This is a genomic window from Acinetobacter genomosp. 33YU (assembly GCF_001990725.1).
Taxonomy (GTDB): domain Bacteria; phylum Pseudomonadota; class Gammaproteobacteria; order Pseudomonadales; family Moraxellaceae; genus Acinetobacter; species Acinetobacter seifertii.
Map to the genome: position 1 here is coordinate 67227 of NZ_LFZQ01000004.1, position 18691 is coordinate 85917.

Consider the following 18691-nt stretch of genomic DNA (forward strand, 5'->3'; position numbering starts at 1 on the left):
TAGCGACTTTTGGGTCTATTGATTATGCAATCACTTCAATCGTTACAACCTCGTATTTCAGTTGCCCCAATGATGGACTGGACTACAAAGGATTACCGATTCTTTGCAAGGTTGTTTAACCCAAACGTTGTGCTGTATACCGAAATGGTAACGACAGGCGCGATTTTATTTGGCGATGCAAAACGCCACTTGGACTATAACGCTCAAGAACACCCAATCGTCCTGCAACTCGGTGGTTCAAACCCACAAGAACTTGCCACTTGTACAAAAATGGCTGAAGACTGGGGGTATGACGAAGTCAACCTGAATGTAGGTTGCCCAAGTGACCGTGTACAGAATAATAAAATCGGTGCATGTTTAATGGCAGAACCAGACTTGGTCGCTGAATGTATTCATAGCATGCAAAAAGCGGTGAATATTCCAGTAACGGTAAAGCACCGTATCGGTATTGATGACATGCAGTCTTATGAAGAAATGCTGCACTTTGTAGATACTGTTGCGGCAACGGGCTGCACACACTTTGTCGTCCATGCCCGTATTGCCATATTGAAAGGTTTGTCTCCGAAAGAAAACCGCGAAGTACCACCTCTACGCTATGAAGATGTTTACCGTTTAAAGCAAGAACGCCCACATCTAACTATTGAAATTAATGGTGGTATTAAAACTTTTGCTGAAACTCAAGCTCATTTACAGCATGTTGACGGCGTGATGATTGGCCGTGAAGCCTATCACAACCCTTACCTACTTGCTGAGCTCGGCCAACTCTGGAACTTAGAAGCACCAGACCGTTTCGATATTATGGAACAAATGCTGCCTTATATTGAGCAACGTATGGCTGAGGGTGCACCACTGTCTATCATTACCCGTCATATTTTAGGTTTATTTCAAAACTTACCGGGTGCACGTAAATGGCGTCAGGCATTGAGCGGTGGAAATGCGAAAACTTTAGCTGATGTAGAGAATGCAATTCGAAACATGCAAGCTGCCATCATTCGTACTGAAGAATATGTAAAAGAGCATCAGGTTTAAGCGCGCTCAGCGCCCTTAAATTGTAAGAAAATGTGGCATTTTAAATCAGAGACTTAGATTTTGAGTATATTCGCAAATGTCGGCTCAAAATATTCAAATTTAAGCTCTGATTAATTATTTAAAATGAATAATATCAAGTAATTAAATTTCACTGCTTTTAGCCACTCTTTTAAGTAGGCTTTTTTTCTCAGTCAGAAATAAAAACTGGAAAAAAGATACGTTATTACATAACATAAACAAAACTTTTAAGTTTGGGCAATTAGTATCTCTGAACGCCACAGGTAGGTGGTGATTTTCTAAATACGGATATAGGTAGTACGGGTAGAGATTTCACGATGATTATTTATGACGGACAAGTAGCTGATAACTATATGTATCAGGATTCAAATCAGGCAGCGATTATTGTATCGCACAGCACACCAAGCCTTCCTTATCCCTTCACCATGAAACCCAATAATCACCGCACTGAAAGCAACACCCCTCCAGCCATAGATGTAGAAAAATTCGTAGCAAAATTAGAAAGTGTTACCTCTAGACGCAGTAAAGCTCGTTGTGCACGTAGCATTCGTCTTGCACTTGAGTCTGCTGGTGCCGATGTTGAAAACCATCCAATTGCAGCATCTGATTGGGGTGATACCCTGAAAAAGATCGGCTATAAAGAAATTGATCCAGCTTTTGATGAGCCACAAGAAGGCGACATTTACATCATTCATAGAACCCGCAATCACGTTTATGGGCATATTGCTGGTTACACAGGTAGTGAATGGGTTTCTGACTTTAAACAAAGCAGTTATGACGTCTATAAAGATGATAGCGTTACTTATACTTACTACAGATTAGGCTAATTCATTTTTAAGATAAAACATTTGATGAATTTGCTCGGCACAGCGTTGAATCATTTCATCATGATCTTTTCTATAGACCAACTGAACTTCTGAAAGTGACAAATAATCTGCCAAAGGTAAGAGCTTGACCTGATGGGGCAATATTTTCTCAAACTCTTGGGGAACAATACTAATTCCCAAATTTGCAGAAACCAATTGTAGCTGCGAAACCTTACGAGACTGAATTGGGGCTTTTTGTGGAGTAAATCCTGCAGCTAGACACAGATTTGCCACCAAATAACTTAAGCCCCCTCTTTCCGCATAAGGTGTAGCTACAAAATGCTCATTTTTTAAGTCTTTTAAATAAACCTTTTCTTCTTTAGTAAACTTAGAATGATCAATATGGACAGCTACCATTAAAGGCTCTTCATATAATTTAAGAACATTCATGTCTTCTAAGGTGCGCCGAACGGGCGGCCGAATAAAACCAATATCAATTTCTCCACTCATTAACGCTAGAATTTGATGTTCAGACGACAAAGTATTTATCTCAAAATTTATATGATTAGCTAAGCTAATTTCTTTTAATATATGAATCTTTCTCTCATCCATAATAATACTGCTCGAGTGAGCAATTTTAATCTGGCGATTTTTTCCTTCAGCAATATTCTTAGAAACTCCAATGATTTCATTTAAATAGTGCATATTATTTTTTATTTTTTTATAGAAGACCTCTCCTGCCGTTGTAAGCTTTACTTTCTTATCAGTGCGATCAAATAACTGAAAATCAATTTCTTCTTCCAATAGCTTCATTTGTCGACTTAAAGCAGACTGAGCAATAAAGAGCTTTTCTGAAGCAGCAGTAAAACTCCCTTCTTCTACAATTTTTATAAAATATTGGAATTGTTTTAATGTGGGCATCACCATCTCAAAATTAGATTATTAGGTCTATTTTCTATATTAGATTAGATAGATTGCCTTCGCTAGAATTTTATCAAGACTACTCACTTGATTGAATTATTCATGAAGTATTTTAAAGGTTTCACCATCTTTACTGTCGTTGTTCTACTTTTATGGTGTTTTAAATTTTACGATCAGCAGCTTCCAACACAGCCCAAACACGACACTATAGAGCTATATGATTAAATCGTTTTTCTCAAAAACAAAAGGCATGCTCTCCAACATAAGAGCATGCCTTTTCAATATTTAAATTAGGCTTTCTTTAAATCGAGCTTTTTCAAAACTTCAGCCACAGCAATCATAGCAAAACTTGAAGTCACCACTACTGCGGAACCATAACCACCACAGCGGAGGCCAGCTGATGGGCAGACATCAGCACTTGAAAATGGATTATCAGTTGAATAAACACAGGTAATACCAAATTTCTCTTTTGGCTTTTTACAGATGCCGCGAGCACGAAGTTGACTACGTAGCTTCGCTAACATTGGGTCTTGTTCTGTTTTTGATAAATCAGCCACACGAATTTTAAGAGGATCAAGCTTACCACCAGCCCCACCTGAAACAATCAAAGGTATTTTATTAAAACGACAATGCAGCATTAAAGCCAGTTTTGCTTTAACATCATCGATGCAGTCCAACACAATGTCTGGTACAGGGTTTAAAAGCTCTGTGACATTTTCAGGTGTTAAGAAGTCATCAATAATATTAACTTTAATACGTGGGTTAATTTGGCGACAACGCTCAGCCATAATTTCAACTTTTTCACAGCCCAGTGTAGATGACATTGCAGGTAGCTGACGGTTTACATTTGATGCTGCAACCACGTCCATATCTACCAGCGTGATCTCGCCAATACCTGTACGTGCTAAAGCTTCTACCGCCCAACTGCCGACTCCACCAATACCAATCACCATCACATGACTTTTTTCATAGTGCTGGAAAGATGAATCACCATAAATTTTGGCTACACCTGCAAAACGGCGGTCATATTCATCATTTTGTGGTAAATCGGACATGGAACTGGCTTTCTCTGAAAAATCAAACCACATATTTTACTGGTTTTTACGTAGAGCGTCTTGCCGCTCTTACAAATAAAAATACCCAGTGAAATTGAATTAATTCAATTCACCCAACTTACTTTTATTTCAAAGCAAAAATGAAGTTGATTTCAACAGATGCATTTTTTGGAAGTTGGCACACACTGACCGATGTACGTGTATGCCGTCCTGTATCTGTACCCAAAATTTCATAAAGAATTTCAGATCCTCCATCAGCAACTTCGCTTTGATGTATAAATGATGATGTTGAATGAACAAATACATTCATTTGTAAAACTTTTCCAATAACATCTAAAGTCCCATAGTGTTGTTTTAAAATTGCTAAAGCTCTCATGGTACTAATACTTGCAGCAAGTTGTGCATCTGATAAATCGACATCTAATCCAACTTTTCCACAAATCTGTATGGTGTCTCCCACTCTTGGAATTTGACCGCTAATAAATACAAGTCCAGCGTGTTCAATTAATGAGGTATATTTACCTCCTATTTTTATATCCCCTGAAAAATCATATCCCAATCGAGATTCTACTTTTAAAAATATTGTATCCCTATCCATAACTACTTCTTCTTATAACAAAAATTATTGCCTTTATATTTAGCTTATCCGTTAAACAAAGACAATAAAAAAAGCCTCATGAATATGAGGCTTTTTTTATGTAACTCTTGAAAGATAGTCTTTTTATGAAGCAATCAAATTCCGCAGTACATAGTGCAAAATACCACCAGCCTTAAAGTACTCCACCTCATTTAACGTATCAATTCGACATAACACATTAAAATGGCTGGCTACTCCATTTGGCCCTTTCACATCAACTTCAAGAATTTCATGAGGCTGAATACCATCCGATAACCCACGAATTGAAATAACCTCATGACCAGTTAAATTGAGGGACTGTCTGGTTTGACCATCAACAAACTGGAGTGGCAACACGCCCATACCCACCAAGTTTGAACGGTGAATACGTTCAAAACTTTCGGCAATGACAGCTTTTACGCCTAATAAGTTCGTACCTTTGGCAGCCCAGTCACGTGAAGAACCCGTTCCATATTCTTTACCAGCAATAATCACAAGCGGCGTATGCTCTTGTTGGTAACGCATTGCTGCATCATAAATGGCAAGCTTCTCACCACTTGGTACATGAATAGTATTACCGCCTTCTTCACCGCCGAGCATTTCATTTTTAATACGAATGTTGGCAAAGGTACCTCGCATCATGACTTCATGATTACCACGTCGCGAACCATAAGAGTTGAAGTCTTTTGGCTCAACACCTTGCTCTTGTAAATATCGGCCTGCCGGACTGTCTTTTTTGATATTACCTGCTGGCGAAATATGGTCGGTGGTTACCGAGTCACCAAGCACTGCCAAAATACGTGCCTGTTCAATATTCTCAATTGGTTTTGGCGGTTCACCAATTCCTTCAAAGAACGGCGGATGGCGAATATAAGTCGAGTCATTAGCCCATTCGTAAGTTTTACTTTTTGGAATCTGAATCGCTTGCCAACTTTCATCACCATCAAATACTGCAGCATATTCTTTGTGGAACATGTCGGTATTTACTTTTTGCAGCACTTCATCAATTTCTGCTTGGCTTGGCCAGATATCTTTTAAGTAAACAGGTTGTCCATCTTTACCTTCCCCGATGGGTTGCGTCGTTAAGTCGGTACGAATATTACCAACTAAACCGTAAGCAACTACCAAAGGTGGCGAAGCAAGCCAGTTTGTTTTAACTAATGGGTGTACACGCCCTTCAAAGTTACGGTTACCCGAAAGTACAGACGCTACGTTTAAATCATGGCACTGAATTGCATCTTCAATAGGTTCTGGTAGAGGACCTGAGTTACCAATACATGTTGTACAACCATAACCCACCAAGTTATAGCCCAACTCATCTAAATATGGCGTAAGCCCAGCAGCCAACAAATAGTCCGTCACGACTTTAGAGCCAGGTGCAAGTGAACTTTTTACCCATGGTTTACGCTGCAAGCCTTTTTCAATGGCTTTTTTAGCAAGTAGACCTGCTGCCAGCATGACACTTGGATTAGAAGTATTGGTACATGAAGTAATTGCTGAAATGACGACATCGCCATGATTTAAAGGATACTTTTCTCCGTCAATTACACAAGATGGGCTTTCATGCTGAATATTGGATTTGGTCGCTTGTACAGCCGTACCGCCGCCACCTTCATTTTCCAAACGCTCTTTAGCTTCTTTTACAGGCTTTAGATTTAACTCCATTAAGGCATTAAACGTTTTAGGCACATCTGACAACAGTACACGGTCTTGTGGGCGTTTTGGACCAGCTAGACTCGCCTGCACCGTACTCATATCTAAACTTAACGTATCGGTGAAAACTGGTTCATCGCCAGCATTACGCCATAAGCCTTGCGCTTTGCTGTACGCTTCAACCAATTCAATACGGTCACTTTGACGACCAGTAAGCTTCAAATACCCCAAAGTTACTTCATCGATTGGGAAGAAACCACAAGTCGCACCATATTCAGGTGCCATATTGGCAATAGTTGCGCGGTCAGCAAGTGGTAAGTCGGCTAAACCGTCTCCATAAAATTCTACAAATTTACCCACCACACCTTTTTGGCGAAGCATTTGAGTAATAGTGAGCACCAAGTCGGTCGCTGTAATCCCTTCTTGTAATTTACCTGTGAGTTTAAATCCAATCACCTCAGGAATAAGCATAGAAATAGGTTGGCCTAGCATGGCAGCTTCTGCTTCAATACCACCAACGCCCCAACCCAATACACCCAAACCATTAATCATCGTGGTATGCGAGTCTGTACCGACCAAGGTGTCAGGGAAAGCAAAAGTTTGGCCGTTATCTTCACCGAGCCATACTGCTTGAGCTAAATATTCTAAATTGACCTGATGACAAATACCCGTACCCGGAGGCACGACACTAAAGTTATTAAATGCAGATTGTCCCCAACGCAAAAATTGATATCGCTCGCCATTACGTTGCATTTCAATTTGAACGTTTTCTTCAAAAGCCTGATCATCGGCAAAATGGTCAACCATCACAGAGTGGTCAATGACTAAGTCTACAGGCGATAACGGATTAATTTTTTCTGGGTCTCCACCCGCTTGTGCCATTGCTGCACGCATGGCAGCCAAGTCAACCACAGCCGGAACACCAGTAAAATCCTGCATTAAAACCCGTGCAGGTCGGTACTGAATTTCTTGATCTGAACTACGGGTTTTTAACCACTCTGCTAAAGCATGAATGTGTTCTGTTTTAACGCTATGCTGATCTTCAAACCGTAATAAGTTTTCCAACAGTACTTTTAATGATTTCGGCAGTTTGGCAATGTCACCTAGCTTTTTCTCGGCTTGGCTTAAGCTAAAAATCTGATAATTGCTGGAACCTACTGTTAGCGTCTGTAGAGCATTAAAACTATTGATATTGCTATACTTAGCCATTGGGTTATCCTCCCATGTCTGGCAATGTTATTTTTCACGTTTTTACATGTTGTTTTCTTACTTTAAGCTTCTTTTCTAATCGCTGTGTTTTGTTTTAGTTAATATTTTTAATCTTTGATTTTTATTACGATAATTTCAAAGCAGATAGAGAGTTTTTCCACAGTTTTTCGGCTAAATCTGACTCAGCCATATTTAAATTTTCGGCCAAACTTTTGAGTACAAACGGTAAGTTTACAGGAGTATTGCGAGTACGCTGCTCAGCAGAGGTTTGACAGCAAAGTGGCGTCATATCTGGGCAGTCCGTTTCTATTACCAAATGCTCGGCACCTATAGCTTGCACAACGGTATGAAGCTTTTTCGCATTTGGGTTAGTCACTTGCCCCGTTACACCAATTTTAAAACCGAGTTTAATTAGCCCTTTTGCCTCTTCTACACCACCACTAAAGGCATGTGCAATTCCGCCCAATTTAAACTTATGCGCTTTTAATAATGCAAGCACATCGCCATGTGCTTTTCGAATATGAAGCAGCACTGGTTTTTGGTATTGCGTTGCCAGTTCTAACTGGTCAGCAAAATACTGCTTTTGCTTAGCATATATATCGGGCTGCTTATGTTCTTTCAAGAAAGTATCTAAGCCAATTTCACCTACGGCTACACACTCTTCTTGCTGTAAAATTTGTTCAAGATGAAAAAGATGCTCTGGCTTGTGCTGCTCAATATAAAATGGATGCAACCCCGGTGCTAAATAAGAGGTCGGTACATTATCCCACTGCTTAAGCTGGTGATGGGTTTGCAATAATTCATCAAAGCGTGACTGCAAAAAGCCAATTAACACCAAAGCATCTACACCCACTTTCTTAGCCTCAAGGGCTAACTGTTGCCGATCTTCATCAAAATCGGCAACATCAAAATGAGTATGGGTATCAAACAAATGCATTAGCTAGTACTTTTTGCAACGGGAGCCGAAGCTGGTTTGGCTTTAGGCTGTGGCAAATATTCTTCTTTCAACACATCTTGCAACTGGTCATATGGAATGACTAAACGAGGCAACCCAACCACGTAAGGCCCAATTTCGTACTCACCATATTGAAGAATCAAACCCTGATCACCTAACAAGAAGTTCTCGGTAAGTTTAAATGGCCAAGCTTGTTCATATTCACTCACACTATTAGCAAGCTTTGAGTCGGTCACCCAAGCTTTAAATACTTCATGTGCTAACTTTTCTAAAGCCGCTTTTTTCTGCGGGCGTAATAAGTCTTCAAGTTTGATGTGCTTTTGTTCTTTTAAATCAAAATTATAATATTGCTGTGCTGCCGAACCATGTGCACCACCTAAATAGCTACTGCTATTGACGACAACGGTTACCACTTTACCTTGTGACTGTATAATTTTAGGTTTCACTAAAAGGTTAATTTGATGATTATTACTTAGCGCTTTTAATTCGTTGTCTAAGCCAACAAATGAATTTGCATAGCGCTGAACTTCAACATCAAAACTATCTTGTTGATTAGCAGCAGCAACTGCAGAGGCCTCTGTATTTTTATCAGTTTTTCCTGCTTTTTGATCTGGCTTCGCAATTTCAAGAATCTGACCAAGTGCTTTTAAAACTTGTTGGTCAATAATCTTATCAATGAAAGGATAGTTACTTTGCAGGCGCTCTACTCTAAAGTCTGGGCAAGTTTTACCACTACAGTCTGGCAAAACCACCTTACTAGGAACTGTTTCCCCTTTTAAAGTCAGTTCTACTGGCTTTTGCTCAACCACTGCGGGTTTTTGCTGATCTTCCGATTCTTTAGGATCACTTTTAGGCTGACATGCCACTAAAAATAACGCAGAAGCAAGTAGCGTTAAACGGAACGAGGCCTTAGAAGTTAACATCATATTTTGCCTTTATTCTGAGAAGATTATGCATAACTGATATGAAGTTAGCGCATCTATAAGTAGGTTGCAAATTCTGCTACCAACTTAGAACATTTGTTCATAAACCTCAGGTTGTAATATTTTTTTAGTTTGCTCTGTCGTTAAATAAATATCGAGCTGAGGAGCATCTTTGGTAATCTGATTTGCCTGATAATGCAAACCTACACCTTCACCATCAAAGAACCAGTCTGCTTGTCCCCAATATAAGGTTTTTGGAGCGTCTTTTTTGACGTCAGCGCTTTGCTTTTTGAGCCAGTCTTGATAAGCAGTTTGCACGATTTGATGCACAGTGGTTTGTTGGTCTTTTTGAAGTACATCAAGCAAAGTTAAACTTTTATGCAATTTACGGTCAGCCACAAAAAAATAATAACGATCTTTTATCGTGACTTCTTCCTGTTTACTGTCCAACCCTAATTGCAATAAAACATACTGATTACGCTGCGAAGCAATGCGCGTATGAATGTGTAACTCATAGGCACGGTTTTTAGAATATTTATCTTGCCATTCATCAGACTTTTTGACGTAAGCATCTACTGCTTGTTGCAAGCTCAAATCTTTTTTCAAATCAATTTGAGTCTGAATGACTTTCGCCTGATTTTTTTCAATCCAGCTATTTAACCAAGTATCTTGAGTTTTTATCGTTTGAATATCGACATCAATACAGTTTTTCTTTTCACAAAAAGGCACTGCATAATTCGCTTTAGTTTCGGTCAAATTTAAATAAGGTAGTACCTCTGCTTTCTCAGCAGAGTGATCTTTAGCAGAAGCTACATTTTTTTGAGAGGATGATGAGGACTGAGTACCCTTCCAGACAAATACAGAAATAGCAGAAATTAATGCTATGGCTGTAACTACAAGCGCAATAATTGCTTTTTTACTCAAATTCATTTCATCATCCTTTCTTATTTTTCAAAACAAAACAGCTTCTATTCGAAGCTGTTTGTTATGTTTACATGATTAGTGTTCACGAGTGTTACGGAACTGAATGTCAGGCCAACGCTCTTGCATAATCTGCAAGTTCACTCGGCTTGGAGCAAGATACGTCAAGTGACCGCCACCATCAATTGAAAGCTGGTCGTGTGCTTTTTTCTTGAACTCATTAAGAATCTTGTCATCATCACAATGAATCCAACGCACAGTATTTACACTTACCGGCTCGTAAACACAGTCAACTTTATATTCTTCTTTCAAGCGGTAAGCAACAACGTCGAACTGAAGTACACCAACTGCACCCACAATCAAATCATTGCTAATTTGCGGCATAAACACCTGAGTTGCACCTTCTTCAGACAACTCTTTCAAACCCTTTTGCAACTGTTTTGACTTTAATGGGTCTTTCAAACGTACACGGCGGAACATTTCTGGCGCGAAGTGTGGAATACCAGTGAAGTGCAAGTTTTCGCCACTAGTGAAAGTATCACCAATCTGGATTGTACCGTGGTTATGTAAACCAATAATATCCCCCGGCCATGCTTCTTCTAAATGCTCACGCTCACCAGCCAAGAAAGTCAATGCATCACTAATGCGGACTTCTTTACCAATACGCACATGGTTCATTTTCAGACCTTTCTCGTATTTACCTGAACAAATACGCATGAACGCAATACGGTCACGGTGTTTAGGGTCCATGTTGGCTTGGATTTTAAATACAAAACCAGAGAAACCTTCTTCTTTCGCTTCAACCACACGCTCTTGCGTTGGGTGAGCTTTAGGTTCAGGTGCCCAGTGCATAAATGCATCTAGAACGTGGTCAACACCAAAGTTACCTAATGCTGTACCAAATAGAACAGGTGTTTGTTTACCTTGTAAGAAAAGTTCGCGGTCTAATGGCTCATTTGCCATTTGTACAAGCTCAAGCGACTCTTCAAATGAAGCCCAAGCTAACTCACCTACTTTTTCACGAATATCGGCATGGTCATAACCATCACGCACTTCAATATCTGTAATCGTTGAACCAAAACCTGCTTTGTACACATACAATTTATTTTCAAGAATATTGTATACACCAGCAAAGTCACGACCCATACCAAGTGGCCATGTAATTGGTACACAACGAATGTTTAAAACGTTTTCGATTTCGTCTAACAACTCAAGTGGCTCACGAATTTCGCGGTCCATTTTGTTGACGAAAGAAATAATTGGTGTGTCACGCATACGACACACTTCCATCAATTTGATGGTACGCTCTTCGACACCTTTTGCACCGTCAATTACCATGAGTGCAGAGTCAACCGCGGTAAGCGTACGATAAGTATCTTCCGAGAAGTCTTCGTGCCCCGGTGTATCGAGTAAGTTAATCGTGTGACCTTTATATGGGAACTGCATAACAGACGTGGTGATCGAAATACCACGTTCTTTTTCCATTTCCATCCAGTCAGATGTAGCTGCACGGTCAGATTTACGGCTTTTTACCATCCCTGCAACCTGAATCGCTTTACCCCATAACAACAGTTTTTCTGTCATGGTGGTTTTACCGGCATCGGGGTGGGAAATAATAGCAAATGTGCGTCGTTGAGCGACCTGTGCCGCTAACTCATCTTTAAAACTCATGAAATACACCTACTGCGGAGATTGCAGTGCCAAAGATCTAAAGTCGATCAAAATAAAAATTGGCGTAATTGTAGCAGATTTATAGGTACTGTTTAGAGATTGTTGAGTTGTCTGCCCGTGTTTTCATGTCAGGAATATTTTTCGTGAAGCCCTAAAGAACTCATGGCATTCACCATTAAAAAAGCCTGTTCAATATAAACAGGCTTTTTATGAATAAACTTAGAAACTTATGCCAATTTCTTTTCCTCAATAAATTGAACATCGGCAATTTGGGCATCCCAAAATTCAGTCCACAATGCACAATAATCAAGACATAGTTTTGTTAAACTTTCATAGTCACTTGGAGTAATCGCTTGTGCTAATGCAAACCACAAGTCGTCTTGATGGTCATCATCAGCAGCTTCAGCCGTTTCATCTGTTGAAACACCATGTACGTGATAATAACCCCCACCCTCAACATCAATATTTACAAACTTGGTTGCTTGTCTTAATGGTGGGCTAAAAAGAATGACTTCTTCTTCTGCTACGGCCAATAAAGCCACAACTTTCATATAGCTATCATAAGAATCTTCTAAGAATGTTCTTACCTGATCTGAAATTTTAGAAGGTTTATAATTACGGCGGTCTGCCTCAGTCAAACCATAATCATTTAATAAATCTTCATATAAAGGATAATGTGCATATTCAGGGTTCCCTAAATAATAATTATCTTTACCTAAACCCGGTCTAAAACCGAATTCATCCAATATATTTAAGCTTAATAACACCCTAGGAAACATTTTAGCGCCAGAGTGAAGCTTTGGTTCCAATTGCTTCGTGAGAAACTGCGCCTGTAATAAAGCATCAGTAAAAATTTGTACGATGGCATGACGATATTCTAAATGAATACGTGTCAGGGTTTGTTTATCAAGATAACCATTATTTAATATTTCAATGGCTGGATGATGACTTACTGGTAAATGTGCAATTCTATTCCTTAATTGTTTGAGAAATTGTAAGTTTTCTTCCCACTGTTGGGCAGAAATACTGTTTTTCATACCTTGTAATGCTTTTTGTCTTGGATTATCAAAGTCTTCAAATTTTTTTGACATAATCATTCTCAATAAAAAGTTTTTCTTATAGTTAAGCTATGGGTCATCCCTCTATTTCCATTTTGCACTCATTTGCTAAAAGGATAAATTCCGCATACCCATACTTAACGATCCGATATTATGTTCATTATCTCAACAAATCAATGGATTAATTAATATTATTTAAAAAAGTAAACTATTGACAATAAAATATAAAAATTCATAATTTTTAAAATAAACCAAACTATTGAATAAATATGATTTTTTAAATATCATAAAATAAGTTTTATTTAAGCTTTCATACTTTACAATAGCAAAGTTAATCAAAAAATATCTATGACGGGGCAACCAATGTCAAAAAGAGAAACGATTATAACAACAGCAATGACCCTTTTTAATCAAAAAAGTTATACCTCTATTGGTATTGACAAAATTATTGCTGAATCCAATGTTGCAAAAATGACGTTCTATAAGTACTTCTCTTCTAAAGAGATTTTAATTGAAGAATGTCTTCAACGACGGATTTTAGAGGTTCAGGCGTCTTTATTAGACAAAATTAACAGTGTAAGCAACCCATTAAATAAACTTAAAAGTGTTTTTAATTGGTATATCGACTGGATTAATACTGAAGATTTTAATGGATGCTTATTTAAAAAAGCGACCATTGAAGTACTACAAATGTATCCATCTGTTAAAGTTCAAGTTAATAAATACCGAAACTGGATTTACAATGTAGTTTTTGAAATATTTTCAGATTTAGAAATTGAAGATCCAAAAGTTCTAAGTAGCCTTTTTCTTAATATTATAGATGGACTTATTATTGATGCCACTATTAATAAACCAGAAATTAACCCTGAAGAAACATGGTCTTATATAAACAAACTAATTGAACTCGAAACAACTCTGAGATGTGCAGCTGCTTAAATAAACTTAATAATTTAGTTTATTTATATAAGCAGACTTGCTTCTTCTCTTAATCAATATAAATTAGGCCAATATGTACTCGCTACATAACGGCCTTAACTTTATATAATTTTAATCCTTTAAATATTCCTTAATAAAAATATAGTGTTAGGTAAGCTTATTTATTTAAATTAATTAATCACTCATAAAAATACTCTTTAAAATATACACCAGTAACATATCTCGTGTATCTCCCCTGTTTGCATCGAGTAATTGCATAATCGCCCCATCGATTACAAACAAAAACATATAAGCATCTTGTTGGGTGGCTTCTTTCTTTAGGGTTAAAAGCAAATTACAGATTTCATTAATGAGCCAATATCTATACTGCACCACCACTTGATAAGCTGACGGGTAAATTTTTTCAATTTCAAAAATAGCTCTAAATAATAAGTAATAGTTGCCATTTAAATTGGTATGTAAAAAGAAAATCTTCTTGAGCTTTTCACGTAAGGCTAAATCTTTTTGTATGTAAATGATTGAGTGTACTTGCTCTTTTAAGGCATCTTTTTGAAAGTTTAGGCACATTTCAACCAGCCGCTGTTTAGAGTGGAAATAGTTATAAAATGAGGCTTTCGGGACCTCTGCCTCTCTCGCAAGTCGATCGACACCGACGTTGTGAAAACCATGTTGACTAAAAAGATAGCGACACTTATGCAGCGCACTTAACGCGCGAAATGAGAGATCTGAATATGGCATATATGTACCGTTATAAATTAATTTGTTGTTGTGTCTAAATCAGAGAAAACGGCTGCAACTTTTGCTTTAGGCAAAAAAAGCATGCAAAGGCTCCAAAGATGGCCCTAACGCATCTCAAGTTTTATTGTTCATATGATTTTTTAGTCGTGACGAACTAAAGTCTGAAAACTCAAAAGTAATCAAACCTTGTTAAAGACTAATCTGGTGGGATAAAAAAGTATGCATAGCCAACTCCTTATATTTGGAGTTCTGCCAAAGCATGAATTTAGAATTATGGTGGCAGAACGAGCAAGGGTTCGCAGACTGATAGTAAAGAATCAGCACACCCGAAGGTGTCCCTCACTCGTCCTACCGCAACGAGCGAGGGACGATTGTACACACAAGACTACTCCTCAGAGGGAATAATCTGATGCCTTTACTAATCGGTCTGCGACGACCGGCTGGCAATGTAGGCCAGCAGGCAAAGGATAATCTGAGAGTTTAGAAGTGTCAATGTGGAATTTATGCCAAGATTTTAAATTTCTTATTGTTTTTCATTAGATTAAATAAATTATTACTTTAGATATTATATATACAAGTATTTTTTTAATTTTAAGCTAATGTCGAGATTAAACAAAATGAGCGCCTTGTGACTGGATCAGTTGCCCTACATTTACAGGCATACCCAACAAATAACCTTGGAACTGCTGACAGCCTAAACGCGTTAAAATTTCGACTTGCTGCTGAGTTTCTACTCCTTCGGCTGTTACGGTTAAACCTAACTTTTTTGCCAAGTGAATAATACTTTCTAAAATGACTTCTTCTTTTGAACCCGGTTTTAAATCGACAATAAAACCACGGTCAATTTTAAGCTCATCGACTGGTAAGTCTTTTAAATATAAGAAGCTTGAATGCCCTGTTCCAAAGTCATCAATTGCCACTCGAATACCCATATCACGTAGTCGCTCACAAGCACGAATACTTAAGTCGATATGTCGCATTGCAGTTGATTCGGTAATTTCAACAGTAAGGTGATGAGGCTTAATTTGGTATTTTTTTAACAGGCTTTCGAGGGTACTAAAGAGCTTTTTATTTTCAAACTGTAAGGCCGATAAATTGACTGCAACTGGATAAAAATGAGTATTATTGCGTTCCCATTCCTGAATTTGCTGGCAAGCTTGTTCAAGCGCCCAATATCCCATTGGAATAATTAAACCTGTCTTTTCCGCACCGCCAATAAACATGTGTGGCGTAAGCATACCCAACGTTGGATGGTTCCAGCGAATAAGCGCTTCTACCCCACAAATTTCAAGATTGGTATTAAACTTCGGCTGGTAATAAAGAACAAATTGCTTTTCGTCGACTGCTTTATATAAATCGTTGATCAGTTTTGACTGACTTCTTGTTTCTTGTTGATGAGTAGAATAACTAAAGACGGTATAAGTGTTGCGGCCTTGCTCTTTAGACATCAGCATTGCTGCATCGGCATTCATAAGTAAGTCTTGAACATTTTGCCCATGTTCAGGAAACAGTGCGATACCAAGACTCGCTGAAATGTTAATTTCTTTACCGGAAATTTGATAACTTTCTTGAATGAGCTGCAATACTTTTTCAGCTAAATACACAGCTCCATCAGTATCGGTATTTTCAGCTATTAATAAAAACTCATCACCACCAATTCTCAGCAACTTGCATTTTTCACTAAGTTGCCAATGTAAACGGTTCGCCATCTGAATAAGGAGCTGATCTCCAATATGATGACCAAACGCATCATTTACCGATTTAAAACGATCTAAATCTATATAAAGAAAAGCAATTTTTTGGTCTTTATAACGATGGTCTGAAAGGAGAACTTCGGCGTAGTCAACTAAATATAGTCTGTTTGGTAGCTTAGTCAGATTATCTTGAATAGAGAGATTGGCGAGTTCTTTATTGGCTTTTCGGAGTTCTAAATTGCGCTGATTGAGTCGTTGTTCCAGTACAGCAACAATAAAACTCGCGACCAGCACCAAACAGGTGACTAAAATAATGGTAAACAGCAGCAAATCATGTTCAGCCTGATACTGGCTTACAAATTTATCGGTAATATTTGTCGCAATAAGTGCCGTATAGTGCATTCCCATAATGCTTAAAGTCATCATGACTGCAAAAGCTAGTTTTAAACTTACGCGATTACGGTCACTTTCTTTTAACTTATAGGCTAGTAAGAAAGCCAAGCCCGAGCCACTCATGGCAATTAATACAGAAAATAGAATTAAGAATGAGGTGTAATCTTTCTTATAAAGATCGATATTCCAACCCAACATACTCACATAGTACGAAGCGGAAATACCAATTCCCATAATGACTGAGCTTAAAATCAGTCTCACTAAAGGTAAAGTATAACGAGAAGTCAGCCAAATTGAGATACACGAAAGTAAGGCACTAATACCGTAAGAAAGTGTAATTAATGGAACATTCGAGGCTGAAGTTTCAAATATGTGGTAAGCATTCATACCAACAATATGGACAATACTAATGGCTGCTCCAAGCAATAAACCATTCAGTATTAAAATAAGAGGCTCAACTTTTCTATAAGCTTGCTTAAATATTAACTGCTCCATGGAAATCACAATATAGCAAATAACGCCAGCCGCAATAAAAGAGCCGACGATCAATGTGCTATCGTAATCAACATGACCCATACTGGACTTCCATGATTATTCAATACTTTTTTTTATTTTGTTCAATTCATTGCACAAAATACAATTAAACACGTTAAAGAAATATTAGTAAATTTGACTTTTTTAGTCAGTTATAAACAATAATATTATCTAACATTTGGTCAAGTATTTTTTACTTTAGAAATCAATAAACTAAACAAAAATTAAGCATCCAATTATATGAAAAATATAGGATTTCTTGAGTCTAGGTCAGCTGACCTTAATGATGATTTTTTAAGCTTGGTTTTAGCTGAATTAAAATAAAAAACCCTGCATTAAGCAGGGTTTTTTAGAAACACTAGAAAAGAGACTTAGTTTTTCTCTTTATCTACGATTTTGTTCGCTTGAATCCTGAGTAGGAATCAAGAAAGCAGCGCTTTCTTCCTACGCAAGAAGCGAGGACTAGCAGAGCACCGCTCTGCCCGAGTGCAAGAGCGAAGTTTTACTTCGCTAACGCACTTTTAAAGCTAAAGAAAAAACTTAGTTTTTCTCTTTATCTACGATTTTGTTTGCTTGAATCCAAGGCATCATCGCACGTAACTTATTACCAGTTACTTCAATACCATGTGCAGCATTTTGACGACGACGAGCTGTCATAGATGGGTAGTTCAATGCACCTTCTTGAATGAACATCTTCGCGTATTCACCAGATTGAATACGTTTTAATGCATTACGCATTGCTTCACGAGATTGTTCGTTAATTACTTCAACGCCAGTTACGTATTCACCATATTCAGCGTTGTTAGACACTGAGTAGTTCATGTCAGCGATACCGCCTTCGAACATCAAGTCAACGATTAACTTAAGTTCGTGTAAGCACTCGAAGTAAGCCATTTCAGGAGCATAACCAGCTTCAACTAAAGTTTCGAAGCCCATTTTAACAAGTTCAACTGCACCACCACAAAGAACTGCTTGCTCACCGAATAAGTCAGTTTCAGTTTCTTCACGGAATGAAGTTTCGATAATACCTGTACGACCACCACCTACGCCAGAAGCGTAAGAAAGCGCAACGTTACGCGCATTACCAGAAGCGTCTTGGTGAATTGCGATTAAGTCAGGAACACCTGAACCACGTTGGAATTCTGAACGTACTGTGTGACCAGGAGCTTTAGGCGCAACCATGATTACGTCTAAGTCTTTACGTGGAACAACTTGGTTATATAGAACAGAGAAACCATGAGCAAATGCTAAAGTCGCGCCTTCTTTGATGTTTGGCTCAATCACGTCACGGTAAAGTTGTGATTGGAATTCATCTGGAGTCAAAATCATTACGAGGTCAGCTTGCTTAACTGCTGCTGGAACTTCAGCAACTTTAAGACCCGCATTTTCAGCTTTCTTCCAAGAAGCTGAACCAGCACGTAAACCTACAGTTACGTCTACGCCTGAGTCTTTAAGGTTAAGTGCATGTGCATGACCTTGAGAACCGTAACCAATAATCGCTACTTTCTTGCCTTGGATGATTGATAAGTCACAGTCTTTGTCGTAAAAAATTTGCATTTGT

Annotated in this window: 16 protein-coding genes; 4 read left to right on the forward strand and 12 right to left on the reverse strand. The window is 38.3% G+C overall.

Annotated elements, in window-relative coordinates; translation table 11 throughout:
• Nucleotides 1–24: 24 nt before the first annotated feature.
• Together dusA and AC056_RS03205 are read left to right on the forward strand one after the other, a co-directional pair.
• Nucleotides 25–1029 (forward strand): tRNA dihydrouridine(20/20a) synthase DusA, encoded by a 1005-nt coding sequence (dusA, locus tag AC056_RS03200; protein ID WP_019458105.1) that lies wholly within the window; start codon nucleotides 25–27, stop codon nucleotides 1027–1029.
• Between the two features lie 335 nt (nucleotides 1030–1364).
• On the forward strand, nucleotides 1365–1874 hold the full coding sequence (locus AC056_RS03205) for a hypothetical protein (RefSeq protein WP_077162728.1): 510 nt from the start codon (nucleotides 1365–1367) through the stop codon (nucleotides 1872–1874).
• On the opposite strand, the gene AC056_RS03210 is transcribed toward AC056_RS03205, so the two are convergent.
• Nucleotides 1866–2780 (reverse strand): LysR family transcriptional regulator, encoded by a 915-nt coding sequence (locus AC056_RS03210; RefSeq protein ID WP_077162729.1) that lies wholly within the window; start codon nucleotides 2778–2780, stop codon nucleotides 1866–1868. The two genes, AC056_RS03205 and AC056_RS03210, sit on opposite strands and share 9 nt — an antisense overlap.
• A 133-nt stretch (nucleotides 2781–2913) precedes the next feature.
• Between AC056_RS03210 and AC056_RS20055 the strand changes: the two genes are divergently transcribed.
• Complete coding sequence (locus tag AC056_RS20055) at nucleotides 2914–2985, forward strand: hypothetical protein (protein ID WP_223848716.1); 72 nt, start codon at nucleotides 2914–2916, stop codon at nucleotides 2983–2985.
• 79 nt (nucleotides 2986–3064) lie between these two features.
• On the opposite strand, the gene AC056_RS03220 is transcribed toward AC056_RS20055, so the two are convergent.
• From AC056_RS03220 to AC056_RS03255, 8 genes are all read right to left on the reverse strand, one after another.
• Entirely contained in the window at nucleotides 3065–3829 is a 765-nt protein-coding gene (locus AC056_RS03220; RefSeq protein ID WP_077162856.1) for a ThiF family adenylyltransferase, read from the reverse strand.
• A 124-nt stretch (nucleotides 3830–3953) separates the two neighbouring features.
• Nucleotides 3954–4427 (reverse strand): RidA family protein, encoded by a 474-nt coding sequence (locus AC056_RS03225; protein ID WP_039254891.1) that lies wholly within the window; start codon nucleotides 4425–4427, stop codon nucleotides 3954–3956.
• Nucleotides 4428–4550: 123 nt separating this feature from the next.
• On the reverse strand, nucleotides 4551–7307 hold the full coding sequence (gene acnA / locus AC056_RS03230) for an aconitate hydratase AcnA (RefSeq protein WP_077162731.1): 2757 nt from the start codon (nucleotides 7305–7307) through the stop codon (nucleotides 4551–4553).
• A gap of 124 nt (nucleotides 7308–7431) precedes the next feature.
• The gene (locus AC056_RS03235; RefSeq protein ID WP_077162732.1) at nucleotides 7432–8244 is read right to left on the reverse strand and encodes a TatD family hydrolase; all 813 of its coding nucleotides are present in this window, start codon (nucleotides 8242–8244) and stop codon (nucleotides 7432–7434) included.
• Complete coding sequence (locus AC056_RS03240; protein WP_077162733.1) at nucleotides 8244–9185, reverse strand: RsiV family protein; 942 nt, start codon at nucleotides 9183–9185, stop codon at nucleotides 8244–8246. Before AC056_RS03240 ends, AC056_RS03235 begins: the two co-directional genes overlap by 1 nt.
• An 87-nt stretch (nucleotides 9186–9272) precedes the next feature.
• Nucleotides 9273–10115 (reverse strand): hypothetical protein, encoded by an 843-nt coding sequence (locus AC056_RS03245; RefSeq protein ID WP_077162734.1) that lies wholly within the window; start codon nucleotides 10113–10115, stop codon nucleotides 9273–9275.
• Between the two features lie 69 nt (nucleotides 10116–10184).
• The gene (locus AC056_RS03250) at nucleotides 10185–11777 is read right to left on the reverse strand and encodes a peptide chain release factor 3 (RefSeq protein ID WP_004698705.1); all 1593 of its coding nucleotides are present in this window, start codon (nucleotides 11775–11777) and stop codon (nucleotides 10185–10187) included.
• A 227-nt stretch (nucleotides 11778–12004) separates the two neighbouring features.
• Nucleotides 12005–12868, reverse strand: a complete 864-nt coding sequence (locus tag AC056_RS03255) for a hypothetical protein (RefSeq protein ID WP_004698707.1) — start codon at nucleotides 12866–12868, stop codon at nucleotides 12005–12007.
• 330 nt (nucleotides 12869–13198) lie between these two features.
• Between AC056_RS03255 and AC056_RS03260 the strand changes: the two genes are divergently transcribed.
• Complete coding sequence (locus tag AC056_RS03260) at nucleotides 13199–13771, forward strand: TetR/AcrR family transcriptional regulator (RefSeq protein ID WP_077162735.1); 573 nt, start codon at nucleotides 13199–13201, stop codon at nucleotides 13769–13771.
• 174 nt (nucleotides 13772–13945) lie between these two features.
• Here the strand turns inward: AC056_RS03260 and AC056_RS03265 are convergent, their stop codons facing one another.
• The 3 genes from AC056_RS03265 to ilvC form a co-directional block, all read right to left on the reverse strand.
• Entirely contained in the window at nucleotides 13946–14509 is a 564-nt protein-coding gene (locus tag AC056_RS03265; RefSeq protein ID WP_077162736.1) for a TetR/AcrR family transcriptional regulator, read from the reverse strand.
• A 608-nt stretch (nucleotides 14510–15117) separates the two neighbouring features.
• The gene (locus AC056_RS03275; protein WP_068932569.1) at nucleotides 15118–17172 is read right to left on the reverse strand and encodes a GGDEF domain-containing phosphodiesterase; all 2055 of its coding nucleotides are present in this window, start codon (nucleotides 17170–17172) and stop codon (nucleotides 15118–15120) included.
• 498 nt (nucleotides 17173–17670) lie between these two features.
• Nucleotides 17671–18687 carry a ketol-acid reductoisomerase gene (gene ilvC, locus AC056_RS03280; RefSeq protein ID WP_004698717.1) on the reverse strand — a complete coding sequence of 339 codons (1017 nt, stop codon included), beginning with the start codon at nucleotides 18685–18687 and terminating at the stop codon, nucleotides 17671–17673.
• Nucleotides 18688–18691: the final 4 nt, after the last annotated feature.